Annotated in this window: 24 protein-coding genes; 15 read left to right on the plus strand and 9 right to left on the minus strand. The window is 38.0% G+C overall.

What is annotated here, in order from left to right; genetic code table 11:
* Positions 1-44: 44 nt before the first annotated feature.
* From aspT to RMA95_RS03975, 3 genes are all read right to left on the minus strand, one after another.
* Entirely contained in the window at positions 45-1730 is a 1686-nt protein-coding gene (gene aspT, locus RMA95_RS03965; protein WP_311069643.1) for an aspartate-alanine antiporter, read from the minus strand.
* Positions 1731-2319: 589 nt separating this feature from the next.
* A complete protein-coding gene (locus tag RMA95_RS03970; protein ID WP_311069644.1) occupies positions 2320-2730 on the minus strand; it encodes a tautomerase family protein in 411 nt (136 codons plus the stop codon).
* Complete coding sequence (locus RMA95_RS03975) at positions 2721-3038, minus strand: carboxymuconolactone decarboxylase family protein (RefSeq protein ID WP_311069645.1); 318 nt, start codon at positions 3036-3038, stop codon at positions 2721-2723. Before RMA95_RS03975 ends, RMA95_RS03970 begins: the two co-directional genes overlap by 10 nt.
* 92 nt (positions 3039-3130) lie before the next feature.
* Between RMA95_RS03975 and RMA95_RS03980 the strand changes: the two genes are divergently transcribed.
* From RMA95_RS03980 to RMA95_RS04000, 5 genes are all read left to right on the plus strand, one after another.
* Positions 3131-4015: a LysR substrate-binding domain-containing protein gene (locus tag RMA95_RS03980; RefSeq protein WP_311069646.1), complete on the plus strand. Its 885-nt coding sequence runs from the start codon at positions 3131-3133 to the stop codon at positions 4013-4015.
* Positions 4016-4136: 121 nt separating this feature from the next.
* Positions 4137-4745, plus strand: a complete 609-nt coding sequence (locus RMA95_RS03985) for a paraquat-inducible protein A (protein ID WP_151767877.1) — start codon at positions 4137-4139, stop codon at positions 4743-4745.
* Positions 4742-5551 (plus strand): paraquat-inducible protein A, encoded by an 810-nt coding sequence (locus RMA95_RS03990; protein ID WP_311069647.1) that lies wholly within the window; start codon positions 4742-4744, stop codon positions 5549-5551. Before RMA95_RS03985 ends, RMA95_RS03990 begins: the two co-directional genes overlap by 4 nt.
* Before the next feature lie 7 nt (positions 5552-5558).
* Positions 5559-7226 (plus strand): MlaD family protein, encoded by a 1668-nt coding sequence (locus RMA95_RS03995; protein ID WP_311069648.1) that lies wholly within the window; start codon positions 5559-5561, stop codon positions 7224-7226.
* Positions 7216-7923: a membrane integrity-associated transporter subunit PqiC gene (locus RMA95_RS04000; RefSeq protein WP_199987797.1), complete on the plus strand. Its 708-nt coding sequence runs from the start codon at positions 7216-7218 to the stop codon at positions 7921-7923. Before RMA95_RS03995 ends, RMA95_RS04000 begins: the two co-directional genes overlap by 11 nt.
* A 60-nt stretch (positions 7924-7983) precedes the next feature.
* On the opposite strand, the gene uraH is transcribed toward RMA95_RS04000, so the two are convergent.
* Together uraH and RMA95_RS04010 are read right to left on the minus strand one after the other, a co-directional pair.
* The gene (uraH, locus tag RMA95_RS04005; RefSeq protein ID WP_005046214.1) at positions 7984-8385 is read right to left on the minus strand and encodes a hydroxyisourate hydrolase; all 402 of its coding nucleotides are present in this window, start codon (positions 8383-8385) and stop codon (positions 7984-7986) included.
* An 11-nt stretch (positions 8386-8396) separates the two neighbouring features.
* Positions 8397-8864 carry a heme-binding protein gene (locus tag RMA95_RS04010; RefSeq protein ID WP_167564335.1) on the minus strand — a complete coding sequence of 156 codons (468 nt, stop codon included), beginning with the start codon at positions 8862-8864 and terminating at the stop codon, positions 8397-8399.
* Between the two features lie 125 nt (positions 8865-8989).
* On the opposite strand from RMA95_RS04010, the gene RMA95_RS04015 reads away from it, so the two are divergent.
* From RMA95_RS04015 to RMA95_RS04060, 10 genes are all read left to right on the plus strand, one after another.
* A complete protein-coding gene (locus RMA95_RS04015) occupies positions 8990-9661 on the plus strand; it encodes a heavy metal response regulator transcription factor (RefSeq protein WP_311069649.1) in 672 nt (223 codons plus the stop codon).
* Positions 9658-11061, plus strand: coding sequence for a heavy metal sensor histidine kinase (locus tag RMA95_RS04020; protein WP_311069650.1), 1404 nt, complete (start codon positions 9658-9660; stop codon positions 11059-11061). Before RMA95_RS04015 ends, RMA95_RS04020 begins: the two co-directional genes overlap by 4 nt.
* 96 nt (positions 11062-11157) lie before the next feature.
* Positions 11158-11721: a lipocalin family protein gene (locus tag RMA95_RS04025; protein ID WP_311069723.1), complete on the plus strand. Its 564-nt coding sequence runs from the start codon at positions 11158-11160 to the stop codon at positions 11719-11721.
* 120 nt (positions 11722-11841) lie between these two features.
* Positions 11842-12813 (plus strand): acyl-CoA desaturase, encoded by a 972-nt coding sequence (locus tag RMA95_RS04030; protein ID WP_311069651.1) that lies wholly within the window; start codon positions 11842-11844, stop codon positions 12811-12813.
* Entirely contained in the window at positions 12810-14072 is a 1263-nt protein-coding gene (locus RMA95_RS04035; protein ID WP_311069652.1) for an FAD-dependent oxidoreductase, read from the plus strand. The genes RMA95_RS04030 and RMA95_RS04035 overlap by 4 nt, the downstream gene beginning before the upstream one ends.
* A 21-nt stretch (positions 14073-14093) precedes the next feature.
* Complete coding sequence (locus RMA95_RS04040) at positions 14094-14885, plus strand: DUF1365 domain-containing protein (RefSeq protein ID WP_311069653.1); 792 nt, start codon at positions 14094-14096, stop codon at positions 14883-14885.
* On the plus strand, positions 14882-16081 hold the full coding sequence (locus tag RMA95_RS04045; protein WP_311069654.1) for a cyclopropane-fatty-acyl-phospholipid synthase family protein: 1200 nt from the start codon (positions 14882-14884) through the stop codon (positions 16079-16081). The genes RMA95_RS04040 and RMA95_RS04045 overlap by 4 nt, the downstream gene beginning before the upstream one ends.
* Before the next feature lie 29 nt (positions 16082-16110).
* Positions 16111-16890, plus strand: coding sequence for a DUF1295 domain-containing protein (locus tag RMA95_RS04050; RefSeq protein WP_042076852.1), 780 nt, complete (start codon positions 16111-16113; stop codon positions 16888-16890).
* Positions 16891-16898: 8 nt separating this feature from the next.
* Positions 16899-17948: a cyclopropane-fatty-acyl-phospholipid synthase family protein gene (locus RMA95_RS04055; protein WP_311069655.1), complete on the plus strand. Its 1050-nt coding sequence runs from the start codon at positions 16899-16901 to the stop codon at positions 17946-17948.
* A 29-nt stretch (positions 17949-17977) separates the two neighbouring features.
* On the plus strand, positions 17978-19306 hold the full coding sequence (locus RMA95_RS04060) for a HAMP domain-containing sensor histidine kinase (protein ID WP_311069656.1): 1329 nt from the start codon (positions 17978-17980) through the stop codon (positions 19304-19306).
* On the opposite strand, the gene RMA95_RS04065 is transcribed toward RMA95_RS04060, so the two are convergent.
* From RMA95_RS04065 to RMA95_RS04080, 4 genes are all read right to left on the minus strand, one after another.
* Positions 19303-19995 carry a response regulator transcription factor gene (locus RMA95_RS04065; protein WP_311069657.1) on the minus strand — a complete coding sequence of 231 codons (693 nt, stop codon included), beginning with the start codon at positions 19993-19995 and terminating at the stop codon, positions 19303-19305. The two genes, RMA95_RS04060 and RMA95_RS04065, sit on opposite strands and share 4 nt — an antisense overlap.
* 17 nt (positions 19996-20012) lie before the next feature.
* Complete coding sequence (locus RMA95_RS04070) at positions 20013-20507, minus strand: chalcone isomerase family protein (protein ID WP_311069658.1); 495 nt, start codon at positions 20505-20507, stop codon at positions 20013-20015.
* A complete protein-coding gene (locus tag RMA95_RS04075; protein WP_200001876.1) occupies positions 20474-21046 on the minus strand; it encodes a nuclear transport factor 2 family protein in 573 nt (190 codons plus the stop codon). The genes RMA95_RS04070 and RMA95_RS04075 overlap by 34 nt, the downstream gene beginning before the upstream one ends.
* Positions 21047-21196: 150 nt before the next feature.
* Entirely contained in the window at positions 21197-21703 is a 507-nt protein-coding gene (locus RMA95_RS04080) for a GNAT family N-acetyltransferase (protein ID WP_311069659.1), read from the minus strand.
* Positions 21704-21754 lie beyond the last annotated feature (51 nt).

A 21754-nucleotide genomic window follows, 5' to 3' on the forward strand; every position in this document is an offset into this window, starting at 1 on the left:
TAATTATAGTGAGATGAATAAAATTTCTAATTCAATGTATAAAATCAGGCTAAGCCTACGATTAGTGGTCCGAGTAAGGTCAAGAACACATTTGCGAGGGCATAGGTGATTGCGAAAGGAACAGTCGGAATTGAGTTGCCTGCTTTGTCTAAGATGGCACCAAAAGCAGGGTTTGCACTGCGTGAACCAGATAGCGCTCCAGCCATTACCGCAACGTTGCTATAACGCAGAACATAACGAGCAAACAGCATGGAAAGCAGCAACGGAACCAGTGTTACAACTACTCCAATCATAAAGAGTGAAAGACCACTTTCTTTAATGGTTTGAATGGCCTGTAAACCTGATTGTAAGCCAACCGCTGCAACAAAGCCTGCCAAACCTAAGTCTTTAAGAAGCTGTGAAGCCGCTAAAGGCATATTGCCATGTACCTGATTTCGACTACGAATCCAACCAAATAGAAGACCCGATAGTAAAGCACCACCGCCAGCGCCAAGCGTTAATGGCACATCGCCCAAACGAATCACAAAAAGACCAATCACTAAACCAACAACAAGACCTGCACCATGAAAAATCCAGTCTGTTTTTAGGCTTTCAGGTAAGGCTTTACCAGCTTCTTTCACTAAACGATCGAGGTCACTTTTTGTACCATAGACAGTAACGACATCACCTTGCTTTAAAACGGTGTCATCACTTAAAGGTTGAGTTTCATCGTTACGTTTAATCGCAAGTACATAAATACCATGCTTCAAATAAGCTGGAGTATTGGCCTTAATATCACCTAAGGTACGGTTAATGTATTTGGAATTTCTTAAGATGACATCGCTGGTATCCATAATCATTTCCATACCCTGCGATGATTGCAATTCGGGTCCGATTTGCTCGGCTACGGAAACGACACTGGCACGGCGACCGACCAGCAATACCACATCGTCTGTTTGTAAGGTTAGTTCAGGAGCAACATCAATAAACTGATCTTTACGTTTTAACCGTTCAATCGTAATGCTTGCTTCTTTTGCTTCAAGTTCCGCAATAGTGTGTCCATTGGCTTGTTTAACTTTATAAATACGGCCAACAATTTCCGGCATTGCCAGTTCCTGACCCGGTGCGAGTTCAAAAGCACCTTTAAGTCGTTCACTTTGAGCTTTTAGAGCATCGTCGTGAATTTCTTTACCCATAAATTTAGGCAAGATATTTACACATACAATGATTGCGCCCAATGAACCGAAAATGTAAGTCACCGCATAGCCAATCGCGACATTTGCTTGAAGTCTTTGAATCTCAGCCAGAGGCAGATCGAGTCTAGAAATGGCATCTCCGGCAGTACCAATAATCGCAGATTGAGTCATGCCGCCAGCAGCGAGTCCAGCCGCCAAACCTTTATCGAGATGGAAAATTTTAGCCATGACTAAAACGGTGACTAAACCACACACTGCCATAAATACTGCTAACAAAATTTCTTTTATAGACTGTGGTCCGAGTGATTTAAAAAACTGGGGGCCACTTTCAAACCCTACGGCGTAAATGAAGAGAGCAAACAAAATTGCTTTAACGCCGTTATCGACAGGTATGCCAATAAGACTTAAAACAACCGCTACAAGTAAGGAGCCTGCGACTCCACCAAACTGAAATTTTCCAAACTGGAACTGTCCAATCCAGAAGCCGATTGCGAGTGATAAGAACAATAATATTTCGGGGCTGTGTTTTAAAACACCTTGTAACCATTCAATCATTTTGATCTCACTTTTATTATTAGATCTATCTTTAATATATAAATTTATTTATTTTTTCATTTTTAAAATACTATATGAAAATTACTTAAGCAAACCTTCAAGTTTATTGCTTTTCTTAAGTTTAATTATAAAAATTAATAAGTTTAAAATGCTTGCAATCCAAGGTATATCGGTAATTCTGAGTAATTAAATTGGTTTTTATTTTTTTAATGTAAGGTAAAATTTACTTACAATAATATAAAGAATTTTTTGTAAGATGAAATTGTCTTTATTTAGATTTTTTGAAGATAACTTTTGTTAATATATTGATATTTAGTTGATTTAATTTTTACTGTTATGTGGATGGCTCTTTGTTGATTAGAATAATAAGTAATCTAATTAAAATTAACTTTCTGTTAAATATGTCGCACATTTTATATATTTAAATTGATCTTAATAATAAGGTTGATTTTAAAGAAAATGTAGAGCTTATATTTATATTTTTAATTGAATTTATATAAAAACATAAAGCTTCTTAATATCGAAGCTTTATGTTTGAGTGAGTTTAACGTATTAAAAATAGTAATTTAGTCGGATTTAAATTTGTCAATTAACTTATAGAAGTTAAGGTTTTTAAATAAAGATCTGCACGCTGTGCATGCCCAAAGCACCAATCTTCTGCACTGTTTTGTACAATCACAAACATGACATCCTGCTCAGGAATGTTAAATGTTTGATGGAGCTGTGTAGTCACATGTCGCATTAAATCTAATTTTTGCTGAGCTGTTCTGGGTTTGCCAGAAGTGATGTATAGCAGGATAAACTTTTCGGTACGGGAAGACTTCACCCAATAGTCAGGATCGACAAGTACATTGCCTTGAGGTAATTGCTCAAAGAAATGAAAGCAATCATTTGGAGGAGTATCAAAATAACTTTCCATACAAGTTTGGACAATTTTCGAAATCTGAGCTTTCTCAAGATCTGTATATGCATAACTAGTCGTAAAACGAATCATGGGCATGACCATATCTCCTCTGGCATATGTTCAAGGGCTGAAATAGCGGTGGGTAGTCCTGCATAAAAAGTAAGGTGGGTAATCACTTCAATAATTTGTTCTTTGGAAATACCTTCATTTAGAGCATTTTTGATGTGCCATTCGAGCTGTGAATAGCGGCCTTGCAAAACAAGTGCGGTGATTGTAATAAAACAACGTGTTTGAGTATCAAGCATCGGCCTTTGCCAGATATCAGCAAATAAATAGTCTTTGCCGAATTCATAAAGCTTGGGTGAAATACTTTCTAAATTATTAATATCAATTTTTCTGAACATGTTAGGACTCAACATTGATGTTGTTGTCGCTAATATGGCAGTTTGTTATAGTTAAAAAAATCAAAACTTTTCTAAGTAATAGTTCAGTTTTTATGAATGATCATGCCAAACTTCCGACCAATCTTGATTTAGATGCCTTACGTGCATTCATTAAAGGAATTGAGCTTGGGAGTTATCAGCTAGCAGCACAACAGTTATGCCGCTCTCCGGCCGCAATTAGCGCGCAATTAAAAAAGCTAGAGCAACAAACGGGCTGCCTGCTTCTTAGAAAACAGGGGCGTTTATTAGAATTAACCCCAAGTGGTGAATTGTTATTGAGCCATGCAAAAAACATGTTGGCTTTGAACGATACAGTGCTTTTAAAGCTGCATCAGACTCAAGCGAGTGGAGTCATTCGTTTTGGTTTACAAGAAGATTTTGCTGAAGGAACCTTACAGCAACTTATCGCTCAGTTTATGTTGCAGCATCCAAACGTACAGTTTCAAATTCGGGTTGACCGCAACCTTAACTTGATTGATAAAGTACAAAAGCAAGAGCTTGATTTAGCACTTATATGGCAGCAAAAACCAGTAATTGAAAACTTTCATGAGCTTAAAAGTGTAGAGACAAAATGGTTATTCTGTCCTCATCCCCATATCTTGCAAATCATTGAAAATAGAGCCTCCATACCACTTGTGGTATTGCAGCAACCATGCATTTTAAGGCAAATGGCTATTGAAGCACTGGAACAGTTTGGGCTGCCTTGGCATATTGCTTATGAGTGTAATTCTGTTCAGGCATTGTGGCCTGCTGTAAGGGCGGGTATAGGTATAAGCTTGAGATCATGTTTTCAGATTCCTTCAGACATTCATCGCATAGAAAGTGATGTATTGCCGGAGCTTAAGCCTTTAAATTTTGGTCTCTATTTCAATTCAACCACACAATCTGTACATATTATTCAGCAGTTTCAACAATATATTGAACAGCACCTACGGTAATTTTTATTCTAAAATTTCCATTGTCTGATATAGCTTTTAGATTGATTAATATTTTAATTTATCTTAGTAATAAAAAGAGCTTTATGTGACACAGTAAAACGATAAACCTTAGAGTATAACTATGAAGCTTAAAGAATTAGCAGGTTGTGAGGAGTGCGATACCGTCTATCGTAGAACCCCGCTTGCTTATGGAAAAAGAGCTTATTGCGTATGCTGCGGTGCTGAACTCTATCGGCACACCAAACCTTTTTCGACATTATTGGCTTTGATCTTAACGGCATTAATCGTATTTGTTATTGCCAATAGCTTTCCGATTGTAAAAATTGAATTACAGGGAAACACATCTGAAACCACCTTACTTGGAGCGGTTTGGGTGATGTTTCACTATGATCGGGCCTTTGTTGGTGTACTCATCTTAATCACTACCTTTATTGTGCCGCTTACCTATCTTTTATTACTTTCCTATGTACTGGGTACGGTAAGTGTATTAAAGAAAAGACCAACATTTTTGGTGATTGCCTTACGCACACTTTTTTTTATGAGAGTGTGGGGAATGGTTGAGGTGTTTTTAATCGGAATTTTGGTCACGCTTGTAAAGTTAATGGGAATGGTCTTGGTGATTCCTGAGATTGCGTTATGGGCGTTTGCGATCTTAAGTGTATTGTTGGTCTATATTACTTCCATAAAGGTGAGTGATATATGGAATGAAATTGATAGGTCACTGCCATGAAAACAATAAAAAATGTGACCCAAACCCAAAGCTCGCAGCAAGGGTCAGTGCTTAAGCAATATCCAAGAGCCAAAGATCTTTCATTAATTGTGTGTCACTGCTGTGGTGTTGTAAATTCTGCTCAAAATGAGAAAAGACGACTCAAGCAAAGCCCTCAAGTTTTACGTTGTATTCGATGTAATAGCGTGCTGCACTCACGTAAGCCAGCGAGTTTAAATCGAACTTTTGCTTTAGTGGTGGCTGCAACCATCCTCTATATTCCGGCCAATGTACTTCCCATGACGGTGACTGACTCACTTTTGGGAAGTCAGCAAGATACCATCATGAGTGGGGTCATTTACTTCTGGCAAAGTGGGGACTATTTGGTTTCAGTGGTTATTTTCATGGCCAGTATTTTTATTCCCATGTTGAAGCTACTGATTTTGTATTTTTTATTAGTGGCGGTATATCTTCAACAATCGGCAGGTTGGAAATTTTTACCCGAGCAATGCGTAAAATTATATCGAATTGTTGAGTTTATTGGCCGTTGGTCAATGATTGATGTATTTGTTGTGGCATTATTAACAGCACTCATTCAGATTCAATCGCTTGCTACCATTTTAGCAGGGCCAGGTTCGATTGCTTTTGGCGCGGTCGTGGTGTTAACCATGTTTGCATCGTTAAGTTTTGACCCACGTATTATTTGGGATAATTTCTACGCATCTCAAAATACCAATAAACCTTCTTCTTTTGCTTCAGAAAAACCAAAGATTATTCAGGCAGAACATCCGCCGTTGAATAATGATCCCATTAATCCCAGTCAATAAAAGAACAATGAGTATGTCTGAAAATGAAATAACCACTGGTAACTCAGATCATCGTGATCCGGAAGTTGAACTGGATAACATGAATGATTTGCCAGAACCCCAAGAAAAGAAAAATCGATGGAAGCCTTTATTAATCTGGCTCATTCCATTAATTGCTCTTTTAATCGCGCTTTCGTTGGCTATAAAGGCGTTACTGTCTCATGGTCCTAGCATTGATGTGTCTTTTCGCACAGCTGAAGGGTTGGTTGCCGGTAAAACAACAGTTCGTTATAAGCAGGTCGATATTGGTGTAGTAAGGCAGATTGATCTTTCAGATGATCGTTCACATGTTATTGCTAGAATTGATTTACGTAAAGGCGCCAGTAACTTTGCAGCAAAAGATTCACGATTTTGGGTCGTGCGACCGCGTATTGGGACAGGTGGCGTTTCAGGCATAGACACCTTATTGTCAGGTTCATATATTGAAGTAGATGGCGGTAAGTCACCCGAGAAAAAACTTGAATTTACGGGTCTAGAAATACCGCCAGTGATTACTTCCGATGTGCCGGGTAAAGAGTTTTTCTTAACAGCCGATGACTTGGGATCTTTGGATATCGGTTCACCGATTTATTACCGCCGAATTAACGTAGGGCAAATTACAGCCTATAAATTATCTAATGATGGTAAATCTGTAGAGCTGCAAACTTTTATTCGTGCGCCGTATGACAAGTTTGTCACTACCGATGCACGTTTTTGGCAGGCGAGCGGGATCGATGTAACCTTAAATGCTTCAGGCTTTAATTTAGATACTCAATCTTTGGCAAGTATTGTCGCAGGTGGTATTGCATTTGGATTCCCTGAAAGTTCACATGCCACAATGGCAGCGAATCAGAGTCGCTTTAATCTTTGGGATTCAAAATCTGAAGCATTAAAAGAGCCTGACGGACAACCTCGTGGTGTGATTATGTATTTTGATCATTCATTACGTGGGCTTTCTGTTGGAGCGCCAATTGATTTCATGGGTATTGAAATTGGTAATGTTAAATCAATTAATGCTGAGTTTTATGACCACTATAAACAGATTCGTATGCGTGTTGAGGCGGTTATCTATCCTTCACGTGTTGAAAATGGTCAAGCGCTTAATCCAAATAGTGAAATTTTCAAAGATTTTGTTGAACATGGCTGGCGTGCTCAAATGAGAACAGGCAATCTGCTCACGGGTCAAAATTACATTGCACTAGATAAGTTCCCTAAAGCTAAACCAGCGACATTACAAATTTTGAGTGATAACCGTGTAGTAATTCCGACTACACCAACCGAATTGAGTGGCTTACAAGCTCAAGTTTCTCAGATTGCTGATAAGTTAACGAAATTCCCGTTAGTTGAGATTGGGCAAGATGTACGTAAAACGCTCAATAATATGAACACCGCCATTGCCTCTACAGACAAACTGATTAAACAGTTAGATGGAAAAGTTGCCCCTGGTTTACAAGCAACTTTAGACGATGTTCGTAAAACTGTAAGATCGTCTGAGTCTATTTTGTCGAGCGATGCGCCGTTACAACAAGACGTACGTAAAGCATTGCAGCAAATGACACGTGCGGCAGCGTCACTACAGTTAATGGCAGATTATATTGAGCAACATCCCGAATCAATTATTCGTGGTAAGACACCAGAGGCCGATGATGAAAAATAAAAACACTCTATCTTTTCAACATCCTAAAGCAGCCAAATGGCTGCTTGGGAGCGGCCTGTTTTTAACGGCAGCTGCCATGACGGCATGTTCGAGTTCGCCAACGCCAAACTATTATACGATTTCCCCTAAAATTACTCCGGCAGTTAGCTCGAGTATTCGAGTCATTGAAGTTTTACCAGTTGGACTACCTGACCGTTTAGACCGTGCGCCTTTGGTGCTCCAAGACAGTAGTGGTAAGTCTACGGTGTTGAACAATGAACGCTGGACATCAACCATGAGTACGCAATTACGCGATACCTTGTCGGCGGGTTTGCAGCAAAAATTAGGGGCAATTGATAGTTATAGCAGTGGGCTTGCTGGAAATAATCAGCCTTTATATCGAGTTTCTACAGACTTTTCTCATTTTGATATTGTAGATAAAAGCTATATTAATATTGCAGTGTCTTGGGTGGTGAAGCGTCAAATACCGCCTAGTCAATTAGAGTCAAACAATGCAAAAGTCATCACTAATGCAGGATCTCAGCTCAATTGTCGAATTGCTTTTCAGCAGCCGATTGATCAAAAAGCTAAAAAGATGGATGCGATTGTGAATGCTTCAAGTGAGGCAATGACTCAAATTATTAATACGGTTTCTTCTTCAATTGTAGCGTTGGATTCAAACAAAAAATCGGTGATTAGCAATGGTGTTTGTTCGTAAAACATATCGCTTTTAACCAACCCCTTTATTTGTGTACAACAGATAAAGGGGTTTTTTATTTTAGTTGCCTCGATAGGTTGAGTAACCGTAAGGGCTGAGTAATAAAGGAATATGGTAGTGATTTACGCTTCCATCGACTTTAAAAATTACAGGAACCTCGGCAAAAAAAGTTTGTTGTTTATTCTTTTTAAACCAGTCTTCAGTTTTAAAAGTAACTTTATAAACCCCTTGCTCTAATTTTTTATTTTCTGGATAGAGTGCAGTGATACGACCATTTGAATCGGTCACTTGCTGGTTGAGTTTAACCCACTGGTTATTGGTGTTTTTCTCTAAAACGACTTCAACCTGAGAAGAGGGCAAACCCGTCTCTAGATTTAACACATGCACACTTAGCGGATTAGTTTGTGCAAATGTAGCCGAAGCAATAAATAACGAAGATAAAGCAATAAATGATTTAGGCATGTTGAAGCTCCTTATGAATGAAAAACGGTTTCAATGGCTTTACTTGCGCATTGATTGTCATTTTGTGCGCCGCCAGCACCCGCGACTCCAATCGCTCCGATTACTTGGTTCTCAAAGCGAACAGGTACGCCACCGCCTAACAAAAGTAAATTTGCTACGGTTGTTAAATTTTTTGCATCGGGGTTTTGGTTACTGTTTTGGCTTAAAACTAAGGTCGATGTTTTGGTCGATAAAGCGGTATAGGCTTTTTTCTCGGCAGCCATTAAATTATGCGGACCCACCAGCTCATGCCGTTCGGCAGTTAAAGGATTACCGCCACGATCTACAACAACGACAGCAATGTTTTGATTTAATTTTTTGCATGCCTCTTTTGCACTGTCGGCTAGCAGGTGGGCAGTTTTTAGATCTAATGAATAAACTTGATTCAAAGCAGGGGGCTGTGCAAAAGTACTATTACCGAATAGCACGACTGCTAACATCAGCCAGTTCAATTCTTTCATAATGATTGCCTCTATGTCGCTTTGAAAATCTTAAACAAATTGCTTAACTTCAAGCGTGACAATCACATTACAAAGTTGTCATCTTTCAAATGAGTCTCTACAAAATGCGTATCCTTATTATTGAAGACGAGATCAAGATTGCCACTTATTTGGTCAAAGGATTAAAAGAATCTGGATATCAAGCGGAGTGTGTTCACCTAGGGCTTCAAGGTTTGGAAATGCTAAAGAGAGATCAATATGACTTGCTTATTCTTGATGTGATGTTGCCGGACATAGACGGCTGGAGCGTATTACAAGTACTACGTCAGTTTTCAAAAATTCCGGTGATTTTCTTAACGGCAAAAGATCAGGTCATGGATAGAGTGAAAGGGTTAGAGTTAGGTGCAGATGACTACTTGGCTAAACCTTTTTCCTATATTGAACTGTTGGCACGTATTAAAAGTCTGTTAAGACGACAGCAATATCTGCAAGAAAACGAGCTAGCTATTAGTGATTTAAAAATGGATGTGGTCAATCATAAAGTATGGCGTAATGGAAACTTAATTGAGCTGAGCAAAACCGAATTTAATTTGTTGCGTTATCTGTTACTTAACAAAGAGCAAATTGTGACGCGTAGACAAATTGGTTCCGAAGTTTGGAATATTAACTTTGACACCGATACCAATTTTATTGATGTCGCTGTACGCCGTTTACGAAGCAAAATTGATGAAGGCTATGAGTTAAAACTCATTCATACCATACGTGGTTTGGGCTATAAAATATCGGTTAGCTTATGAACTTTAAATTTCTACGTTCGCTTGAAGTCCGTATTACATTATTGGTCACGCTTTGTTCTGCCTTAATTTTATGTTCCGTCGGCTTTATGACCTATTTAGGCATTAACCAGATTTTATTAAAGCAGCAAGATAAAGCTTTAGCAGACAGAATTAACCGTTTGGAAATTTTGCTGCAAGATAGCGAAAATGTAGAGCAAATCATTGCGCGGCCTAAGCTGTATCAAAACATGCTTGGCAACCAAGACAACTTGTTTTTACTCATTCATAAAGACAAAACTCTAATTAATATCAATCCGCTCCATATTCATTTACCAGAGCTTGCACAGCGCAACAGTCTTCAATTTCAAGATTTAGCCAACAATTCATATCCAACACGAATTGCGTGGAAAACCATAAAAATTAATAACGAGCCCTATTTGCTTATTGCAGGTAAACAATGGTCGGAACGCATCAATATTCTTTTACCTTTTCAAGAAAGTCTTTTGATGTATGTGGTCGGGGGCGTGTTTGCAATTTTTGTACTTTGTATTTTAGTGTGTCATTTAGGTTTAAAGTCGCTGCAACAGCTTCGCAAGCAAACTCATTCTATTAACGTAAATCAGCTACAGAAACGATTAAACCTCCCAAATTCATCTTTAGAAGTTGAGCTGCTTTCTAAAGATATAAACCATATGCTTGAGCGTATCGAAAAGGGCTATACGCAGCTCAACCGTTTTTCTGAAGATATCGCTCATGAGTTCCGCACGCCTTTAAATAATCTGATTGGGCAAACCGAGATTGCTTTAACTGGCGAACGTTCGGTTGAACAATATGAAGATTTGTTAGTGTCCCATTTAGACGACTACCACAGATTAAAACGCATGATTGATAGCATGCTTTTCTTGGCAAGAGCCGATCAGAAAATGGTTCTTGTAAACAAACAAGAAATAAATATACAAGTCGTTTTAGAAGGGCTATGCCAGATTTTTGAATATCAAGCTGAAGAACAAGACTGTTATTTTAGTTTTAATTTAGAAGCTCAAAAGTTATTTGCAGATCCAGAGCTATTTCAAAGAGCCGTTTATAACCTTGTGTTAAATGCGCTGGTTCACGGTGGTAAAGGGCGGACTATTTATATCGCAACTAAAAATAAGATGATTGAACATAGGCAATGGGTGAGTCTGACTGTGGTAACGGGTGCGGTTTCAATTGCTGAACATCAACTTGAGTATCTTTTTGAAAGATTCTACCAATGCCACTCAAGCCGAACTGATGAGAGTCAGACAGGTGGATTAGGTTTATCGATTGTCGCTTCAATTATGGATTTACATCATGGCTCATACCGTGTTTATAACACGCTCAAGGGCGTGTGTTTTGAGCTTGTTTTTCCAGTTTTAAATACATCAAAGACTCTAAATTAACGATTTAATAGCACTTCTTAATTTTTAAAATTCACACTTTGTTCACAACCCTCTGGCGTATGTTTAAACATATGAAATAAATAGAAGAGGGTAATGATGAAATTATTATTTAAATCACTGGTGATGAGCAGTGGTCTGGCCGTAGTTAGTCTAGCAGCCTCTTTGAGTACTTATGCAGGTCTAACGACTAACCCAGTGGCTGTTGATTCTATAGATATTAATCAATACGTAGGTAAGTGGTATGAAATTGCCCATTTACCTATGTTTTTTCAGCGTAATTGTGTAGCCAATACCACGGCAACTTATTCGATTAACGCAGATAAAACAGTGGGCGTTTTAAATAGTTGTACGACTAAAAAAGGCGAAGTGATTTCATCTGAAGGTGTAGCTTATCCGCAAAATGAAGGTAACAGTAAATTAGAAGTAAGCTTTTTACCTTCTGGCCTCCGATGGATTCCTTTTACCAAAGGTGATTATTGGGTGTTAAGAGTTGATCCAGATTATCAAGTCGCTTTAGTGGGCGGACCAAGCACAGACTATTTATGGATTCTTTCTCGTAGTCCTCAAATTGATCAGGCGACATATAACTCCTATTTGCAAACAGCAAAATATTATGGCTATGATGTGTCCAAACTCATTAAAACAAAACAAACGAACTAATGAAGTTGCTGATTATGTTGGTTTTTAGATTTAGCTCATAATCTTGTGATCTTCACATAAAATTCATTGCGCATTTTCTAAATTAATAAATAAAGAAATGCTTTAGATCAGGAAGAATCAATGTCTAAATTTTTTCTACGCTGGATCGATAGCTGGTCAGATTCAGAAAATGCGCAGCTTACTAGTTCGGGTGACTATATCATTGAAAAGAAAATTCAATGGTTAAGAATCATACCTTTTATTTTATTGCATATCGCTTGTTTAGCCGTTTTTTGGGTGGGGGTGTCTTGGTTCGCTGTGGTCTTCATGCTTGGTTTTTATTTTCTTCGCATGTTCGCAATTACTGCTTTTTTCCATCGTTATCTTTCGCATAAAACTTTTCAAACATCACGTATTGTTCAATTCATTTTCATTCTGATTGGAACCATGAGTGCACAGCGCGGACCGTTATGGTGGGCAGCACACCACCGTTATCACCATCACTTTACCGATACCGATCAAGACCCGCATTCAGCGAAAGCAGGTTTTTGGTATTCGCATGTAGGCTGGTTTTTAAATGAACAAAATTTTGCCACTCGAAAAAAAGTCATTAAAGACTGGTTGAAATACCCAGAACTGATTTGGCTCGACCGATTTAGCTTGCCTATTGTGATTTTGACAGCTTTGGCAATTTATGGTTTTGGTTCATGGCTTGCGCAGCATTTCCCTGAATTAAGGACCAATGGTCTACAGCTTTTAGTATGGGGATTTGTGATTTCTACTGTTCTGTTAACACATGCAACCTTGTGTATTAACTCACTTGCTCATCGTTATGGCTCACGTGAGTTTAATACTCCAGATGATAGCCGTAATAATTTTTTTCTCTCTTTAATTACCTTGGGTGAAGGATGGCACAACAACCATCATTTTTATGCGGGTAGTGTTCGACAAGGTTTTCACTGGTGGCAGATTGATATCACCTTTTATATTCTCAAAGTCATGTCTTTATTTGGTTTGGTATGGGGGTTAAAACCCGTACCGAATAAAGTTTACCAATATAAAAAAATTAAGGATCTACCGATAGAAAAAATTGAAAATGGGGAAGTGTTATGAAGATTGCCATTATTGGTTCAGGTATATCGGGGCTTTATGCTGCTTGGAAATTGTCAAAACAGCATCAAGTTACGGTATATGAAAAAAATAACTATTTTGGTGGTCATACTGACACTCACGAGCTAGAGATAGAATGTGCTAAAGTCGCGGTAGATAGTGGTTTTATTGTGTTTAATGATCATAACTATCCGTTATTTACCGACATGCTTAAAAAATTAGGCGTCGAAACTCAAAGCAGCGATATGAGTTTTTCGGTAAATAATTTGGTGAGTGGACTTCAATATAATCCTTCAAAAAAATGGTCACTCTTTGCTCGTCCGCAGAACTTTTTAAACCGTAAATTTCTACAAATGCTCTCAGATTTGCTGCGTTTTTATGATGACAATAAAGATATAGACGTGGCAGATATTGATCCTAATTTATCGATTGAAGAATATTTAGACCTCCATAAATATAGTCATGAGTTCCGTTATGAGCATCTTTATCCGATGTGCGGCGCATTATGGTCGGCTCCCGTTGAGCAGGTAGGCCAAATTCCATATCGATTTGTGGTGAGTTTTTTTCAACATCACCGCATGTTACAGCTAAAAGAGCGGCCACAATGGCAAACAGTTAAAAACGGCTCGGCAAGTTATATCCGTGCTATTCAAAAGAATTGCCCATCCATTGAATGGAAATTTGCAGAAGTAAAAGCTGTGAGCCGTTCACCAGAAATAGTGTGGATCGAAACTTCAGAAGGGCGAGCACAATATGACTGGGTAATTTTTGCCAGCCATGCTGACGATAGCCTAAGTTTAATTAAAGATGCGTCAGAACTTGAACAGGAAATATTAAGCCAATTTGGTTATCAAGATAATCGAATGGTGGTTCACCGTGATCTTTCGATTATGCCTAAAAGCCGTTTGCAGTGGGCAAGTTGGCATGTACATGTAACGCCAACATCACAAGTTCAAAACGATGAGTACGACATACATTATGGTTTTACTTACTGGATGAATAATTTGCAGAATTTACCCTGTAAAACCCAGATTTTTTGTACTTTAAACCCGAATATGAAAATTAAAGCTGAAGACGTCTTGGTTGAACGGCATTATCGGCATCCTGTATTTGATGCAAAAGCGATTCAAGCTCAATCTCGTTGGCACGAAATTAATGGGCAAAATCGGACTTCGTTTTGTGGAGCGTATTGGGGCTGGGGGTTTCATGAAGATGGCGCCCGCAGTGCAGCACGTGTTGTAGAGCAACTTTTAGAGTTATAAAAATAAGTAGGGAGCTTTCAAATGTTATTAAATAAACTTGCTATCGCTCCCGCGTTTATTCGTCATCGGCGTTATAGCCCCAAACCACACCAATTTACCTCGACCTTAAATTATTTGTGGTTCGATCCAGATCAACTAAATGAAATTACAAAAGATTGTTCACTTTGGTCGACTGATCATTGGAATGTATTAAAACTATCCGAAAATGATTTTTTAAATATGTACTGCGGTTCTATTAGGGAAAAAATAGAAAAAGCATTATTGCAAAATAATAGTATTGTTATTAAGCCTGAATGGGAAATTAGAGTATTGGCTTTACCGCGTTGTTTAGGTTTTCGGTTTAATTCAGTCGTATTTTATTTTGTTTTATCCCAAACAGGCGAACCCCTATTTATCTTAAGTGAAATTACCAACACCCCGTGGAATGAGCGGAAAGTCTATGCACACGACTGTATAAAACAACAAGGTCAGGTGGGTGATTATCAGAGTTTCGATTTTAACTTTGAAAAGTCATTTCATGTATCGCCGTTTATGCCCATGCAGTTGACTTACCGTTGGCGATTTAGTTTTTCAGAATTACAAAATGTCATTCATATGCAGCTTTTTGAGGAACAAAAACAAGTCTTTGATGCCACTATGCGCTTTGAACTTGTGCCCATCACATTTCCTTCACAGCAATATCGATATGCTCTTATTAACAGCCTAGCACCTTTTAAAATGCTGTTTTCCATATATTTAGAAGCATTTAAGTTGTGGCGAAAAAAAGTTCCATTTTATCGTCATCCTAAAAAGATCAAGGTAGATAAGACATGATAAAAACATTTCTTTATGGTGAAGATGACTCGTTACCGTTGCTACTCAAGAGTCTTCTCAAATTACGTCATGGACAGATTACTTTTCAGGGCGCATGGAATGGTACGGTTGGCGAAGTCTCAGACTTGCATGCGGTGATTGAAGTTCACAATCCTTTGCTGATGGATCTCATTTTAAAAAATGGCGTTTTAGGAGCGGCAGAGGGTTATATCCGTGGTGATTGGAGTAGCCAACAACTTGTTGAACTGATTCAGATCTTGGCACGTAATAGAGATGTATTAGACCAGATTAATCAGAATGCGATTGCTCAAGCCAGCCAGTTTTTGCTCAAGGCTTGGTATAGAAATAGAAAGAATTCTATAACGGGTAGCCGTAAGAATATTGCTGAGCACTATGACTTAAGTAATGACTTTTTTAAACTTTTCTTAGATCCATCTTTAATGTACTCAAGTGCAGTTTTTGAACATGAAAATATGACACTTGAAGAAGCATCTGACTTAAAAAAAGACATTATCTGTAAAAAGCTCGATTTAAAACCATTAGATCATTTGGTTGAAATTGGAAGTGGGTGGGGTGGTTTTGCAATTTATGCAGCTCAACACTATGGCTGTAAAGTGACCACAATTACTATTTCGCAAGCACAATATGATGAAGCCGTTACTCGTGTAAATGAAGCTGGCTTGGCACATCGAATTGATGTGCAACTCAAAGACTACCGTTTGCTTGAAGGAAAGTTTGATAAGTTAGTGTCAATTGAAATGGTTGAAGCAGTTGGTGCGCAATACTTGTCGACGTATTTTGATCAGTGTAAGGCATTGTTAAAACCGAAAGGTTTGGCATTTATTCAAGCTATCACCATTGAAGATTTTCGCTATAAAAAAGCATTAAATACAGTCGATTATATTAAACGCTATATTTTCCCTGGTAGCTTTATTCCTAGCATAGCGATATTGACCCAAACCGCCTCTGAAAGTGGTTTGAGGTTAAAACATTTAAATGACATTGGTCTAAGTTATGCACAAACAATTCATCACTGGAGAGAAAGGTTTTTAGCAGCCCGAGAACGGGTTTTGGCTCTTGGTTTTGATGAAAACTTTATTCGAATGTGGGATTTCTATTTATGTTATTGCGAGGGTGGCTTTAAAGAAGGCGTGATAAGCAATGTTCACTTGTTGTTTGAAAGTACCAGTTACTAACCCAAACACATCAAGCAAGGAGAATGCTCATGTTATGGAATTTACTGATTCTGGATTTACTCATCATGTTGCTGAGTTGGCTACTCGCCACTGCAAATGGTCGTGCTGGGATTGTGGACGCCGCATGGAGTTTCTGTCTGGCAGTGAATATTATTGTGTCGTCTCTACTTATTTCAGTTGCTCCTGTTGAAGTACGAATTTTTATTGGTCTTTTTAGTGGCCTATGGTTTTTAAGATTATTTTGGCATCTATTAAGACGTTATCAATCTGAACAAAAAGAAGATGGCCGTTACGCGAGTATGCGTCAGGCAATGGGTAAGTTCCAGCATTTGGGCTTCTTCTTATTTTTTATATTTCAAACCTTTTTAGTGCTTTTATTCTTTTTACCGATGTGGATGCTACTCAATGTAGAGGTACCTGCATGGGATAGTGGATATAAAGTTACTCTAGAGATTGCTGCTGTAATCATGGGCATAGCCTTAATTGGAGAGCAGCTCGCTGATCAGCAGTTATATCGATTCAAATTAAACCCAGAACATCAGGGAAAGACCATGGACCAAGGTTTATGGCGCTATTCCCGTCACCCAAATTATTTTTTTGAATGGTTACACTGGTTTGCCTATCCAATCATTGGTTTAGCTGCGGGCCAATATGTATTGTGGATTTATCCGTTATTGATGTGGCTATTTTTATACTACGTCACAGGTATTCCATTTAGCGAAAAACAGGCAATTAAAAGTCGCGGTCAAAATTATCTTGATTATCAACAGAAAACATCAATGTTTATTCCGCGAAAACCCAAAAAATAGGTGCGCATATGGATTTTATCGTTCATCAGTCTTTGAAAATTGTTGAAAGTGGTGTTGTTCCAGACCATGCAATCAGGGCTGCAATTCGTGCTTTAAGCAAAAAGCGTTTAATTCAAGAAGGCCGTTATGACCCTGAGCAAGGAGCACAGCGCTATATGGATGTGCTTAATATGCTGAAGAAGAGCGAAATCGCTGTTGAAACGGACAAGGCAAACGAGCAGCACTATGAATTACCGACTGAGTTCTTTCAGGCGGTGCTTGGAAAAAGACTCAAATATAGTGCATGTTATTTTCCAACTAAAACAACAACTTTAGATCAGGCAGAGGAGCTTGCACTTCAGCTTTATTGTGAACGTGCACAACTCAAAAATGGTCAACACATTTTAGAGCTAGGCTGTGGATGGGGTTCTTTAACTTTATGGATGGCAGAAAACTTTCCACATTCACAGATTACGGCTGTTTCAAACTCTGCAACGCAGAAGAAGCATATTCTTGGGCAAGCAGAATTGAGAGGTTTAACCAATGTCGAAGTGCTCACCTGTGATGTAAATGTACTTGAATTAGATAAAGGCCAATTTGATCGTGTTGTATCGGTCGAAATGTTTGAACATGTCCGAAACTATCAACGTCTATTTGAAAAAATTCAGGGATGGTTAAAGCCTGACGGCTTACTCTGGTGTCATATTTTTTGTCATCGCTTTTTGCATTATCCTTTTGAAGTAAAATCAGACTATGATTGGATGTCCAAGTATTTCTTTACTGGCGGTTTAATGCCTTCAACTTCAACTTTTTTGCATTTCCAAGAGCACCTAGAGTTGGCTCAGCACTGGCAGTGGTCGGGTGAGCAGTATATGAGAACCGCGAATGCTTGGCTTGAAAATATGGATAATCAAGAGCAAGAGCTTAAGCCGCTATTTAAAAAAATCTATGGAAAAGATGCCAATATTTGGTGGCAACGCTGGCGTATTTTCTTCATGGCTTGTGCCGAGCTTTTTGGTTTTGAACAAGGACAAGAGTGGGTCATTGGTCACTATTTATTTAAAAAGCGATCATTGTAATTTTGACAGCCTATCCCGGCGATAAAGATATGATAAGAACTCGAAACGATGGCAAAGCTAGTCATCCATTAGCCCAAATGTTCAATCGATATTATTGGTTGCAGATAGGTCTAATTGCCTTATCGATCGTGGTCGGGTTGGCATGTAGTGCTTGGGTGATTAAAGGCTCTTTACTTAAAACGGCTTTAGAACAGGAAATGGAGCATTATTGGTTGCGTATAGATCGCAATCCCAATGCAGACCTGCCAGACACTAAAAACTTATATGGATATCGGTGGAATACACAGATCGCTCCTCAACCCTTTAAAGATATGCATTTAGAGAGTGGGGTACATCGAATCTTTATTGATGGTAAAGAACGTATGACCGTATATGGTGAGCGAAACGGCCAGCATGTACTGTTGGTGTTTGGCGAAAGTAATGTCAATAAGTTGGTCTGGTTATTTGGACTTGCACCACTCATGTTCAGTTTGTCTGTTTTATATAGCTTTTTGTGGTGGTCAAATCGAAGAGCGAGGCGCTATTTTTCACCTATTACACGTTTAGCAAATGCGTTAGAAAATATTGATTGGGCACATCAAGACACACAAGCATCTCCATTTAAAGATATAAATACCAATGGCAATATGGAAGCAGAGTACTTAAAACAGGCTCTGGAAAAATATCATCAAGTTTTAAGTGAATTTATTCGACGCGAGCGAGAGTTTACGGGAGATGTCAGTCATGAACTGCGCACGCCGCTCACGATTTTGAAGGGTAATGTGCAACTTTGTCAGACCAAGTATGGAGAAGACAAAGCTTTAACTCGCCTTCACAATACCATTGAAGATATGCAATTGCTCGTCGACACTTTACTTGCGATTGCGCGTAATACGGTAAAAAGTTTACCGTCTGAAAAGAATTTATTGTCTGAAATTGTGGAGGACTTAGTCGAAAGTTTAGAAGGCGTAAGTGTGAGTAAAGGTATACATATGCATATTCACCCAGACTCAGCCGAACAACCACGGTGGTTATATCCATCTATGACCAAAATGGTCTTAAGTAATATTTTGCGTAATGCTCTTAATTATTCCCAAGGTTCACAAATCGATATTATCCAACAAAAAAATAGCCTAATTATTGCGGATAATGGCATCGGAATTTCTTTACCAAATGATGTGAAGGTTCAGGAACTTAGTGATTCACAACTCTCTTTAAAAGCTAAAGGTCATGGCATTGGGTTACAACTGGTGCAAAAGCTTTGCAAACAATTAGGATGGCGAGTCGAATTGTTTGATCGGCAATACTATTTAGCTACACATCCTGATCTGGACTTAGAAATGACTACGGGTTTGATAGTTGTAGTTTATTTAAGTTAATCAGTATCATCTAAAGCAATTTTTAAACCGACACCTGCTACCGTGTGTAATAGTTTAGGGTCAAAAGGTTTATCTACCATTTTCCTTAAATTATAAATATGACTACGTAAAGCATCGCTTTCGGGCTCTTCATCTCCCCATAGTTCCATCATCAGTTCTTGTTTGGTTACCACTTTCGGAGACTGGCGCATCAAAATTTTTAATAGTTTAAATTGGATAGGTGGCAATTCGATACTGTTTCCAGCACGAACAACTGTTTGAGTTGCGCTATCAAGAATTAAGTCGTGAATCTGAATTTTATGATTGGCGACTTCACCCGCGGCTCTTTTAATTAAGGCACGAATACGCATCACTAATTCATTAAAATCAAAGGGCTTAACTAAATAATCATCTGTACCAGCAGTAAATCCTTTAAGTTTGTCGTCTAAGGTGTCTCTTGCTGTCAGCATCAGCACAGGAATATCAACCCCTTGTTCAGTACGTAGCCAATTACATAGGTCATAACCTGAACCATCGGGTAAGTTTATATCAAGAAGTAAAAGATGATAATGCTGCGATTTAAGAAAAGAGCGTGCTGCATCTAAATTACGGGCATGATCAATGACATAACCGTGTACTTCAAGAAATTCGCAAACGGTTGCCGCCAGTTCAAAATGGTCCTCAACCATGAGGATAAAGTGATTACCCATAAGATTTTATTAAGCCATTAATTTAATAGTTGTTGTTTTAATTTAGCATTAAATGGTTCAGCACCAAACCAGATTTTAAAATATTGATTTGCATTTGGATTATTTATAGAACCCAGTAGCTTCTGGTTTAATTTTAGCTCTAGTTTTTGATTTTCATGTTGGTAATAAAGACTATATAAATCTCCGCTCTTAATTGGTCTATAAAGCTCATTAATATGATTAAGTGGAGATTTTGCATCAAATCCACTAATATTTTTCTTCAAATAGTGTGCTGCCGCCCGCTTAAATGCCCATTCGGGAATATCTCGGTTATAGCTAAAATCCATTTTTATGCTTTGGTTTTGCCAGCTTTTTAAGCAATCCTCAGCAAAGTAACTGACATTTCCTACTTTTTGACTCGTTACCGTTAAAGGTGCTGAACTACATTTCTTTAGTTCAGCCGCATTTGCATGAGATGCAATTAAAATACCCAGAAGTATTAAGATTCGGTTTTTTTGAACGGTAATATCCATTTATAAACTCCTCCAAATATAGGTAAAGAACGATAAAGACCGTTTGCTGGGTCCCAGAAATCTTGTTGGAAAATGATTTTCTGTTGATCATTAATTTTGATTTGGCTAATTCCGTAAGAAGCCATGGTTTTCGAGCGTCCTAGCATTTTAAAGTCATAGGTCATGTACCAATGGATATAAGCGCTATCTTGATGATGAGTTGCACTTATGAGTTTGACTGTGACGTTACTGACGCGTGTGTTCATACCCTCAAAGTGTTTAATCAAATCTTTTTTCTGAGAGAACTGTGAGAGTGTATCGTTGATATAGAGCTGATCTGCATAAAGATTACTTGCATTACTTACAAAGGATGGTGTGCCCAAAGTGTTAAACGCAGCAACAAAGTGATTACCAATCTCTAGTGCTTGTTCGTCATTTAATGTAACACCAGTAATTTGTTGTTCGGCTTTACTATAATCACCTGAATAACTAGGCACACTTTTGCATGCTGTTAGACCTACTAAGGTAATCAGCCCTAAGGCAGTAGTTATAATTTTCATGAATGAATCCTAGCCAACTTTATAAGATTAAATTAAAGAGGCTGTCGTGAAATTTGCGTGAATTCTTATTTTTTTTGATTTGAGTTTAATGGTGGCTTCTTTGAAGCAAATAGATCTTCATTAACTTAAAGTTTTCTATAGGAATAATACTTATGAAGAAAATAATAGATCTTTTTTGAAAAAGATAACATCCATATTCATATAACTAGATGAGTTGGTTTTTTCAAAACCAAGCTTATTTAATAGGTTGTGAGCAGGTAAATTATCTTTTTCTGAAAAAGCGATCACATGCTTAAAATTTCGATTTTTCATGTCATCTAGTAACTTAAGTGAAGCTTCAACAATATAGCCTTTATTTCGTTGAGTTTTAATAAGTCTAAAACCTAGTTCAGCTTCTGTTTTGCCATTAACTTCACAAATTTCAAACCCACAATAACCAATAATTTGATGAGTATCCTTTAAGACCACAGCCATTTTGCCAAAATTATACTTTTTATAATGCTCTAATATTTCAAAAAAACGAGTCGTTGCAGCTTCAAGTGTTAAGTGACCATAAGGTGAAAAAGCCATAAAATCTTTGTCTTGTAACATCTCAATGACTGTAGATAAATCTTCTTGAACAAATGGTTTTAAGATTAAGCGGTCTGTTTCTAACATAAAGTTTTTATTAATTAGTTTTAAAAAATATATTTTATAAAACAGTTTATA

This window comes from Acinetobacter sp. V110_1 (genome assembly GCF_031798975.1).
In the GTDB taxonomy this organism is placed as follows: Bacteria; Pseudomonadota; Gammaproteobacteria; order Pseudomonadales; family Moraxellaceae; genus Acinetobacter; species Acinetobacter nosocomialis_A.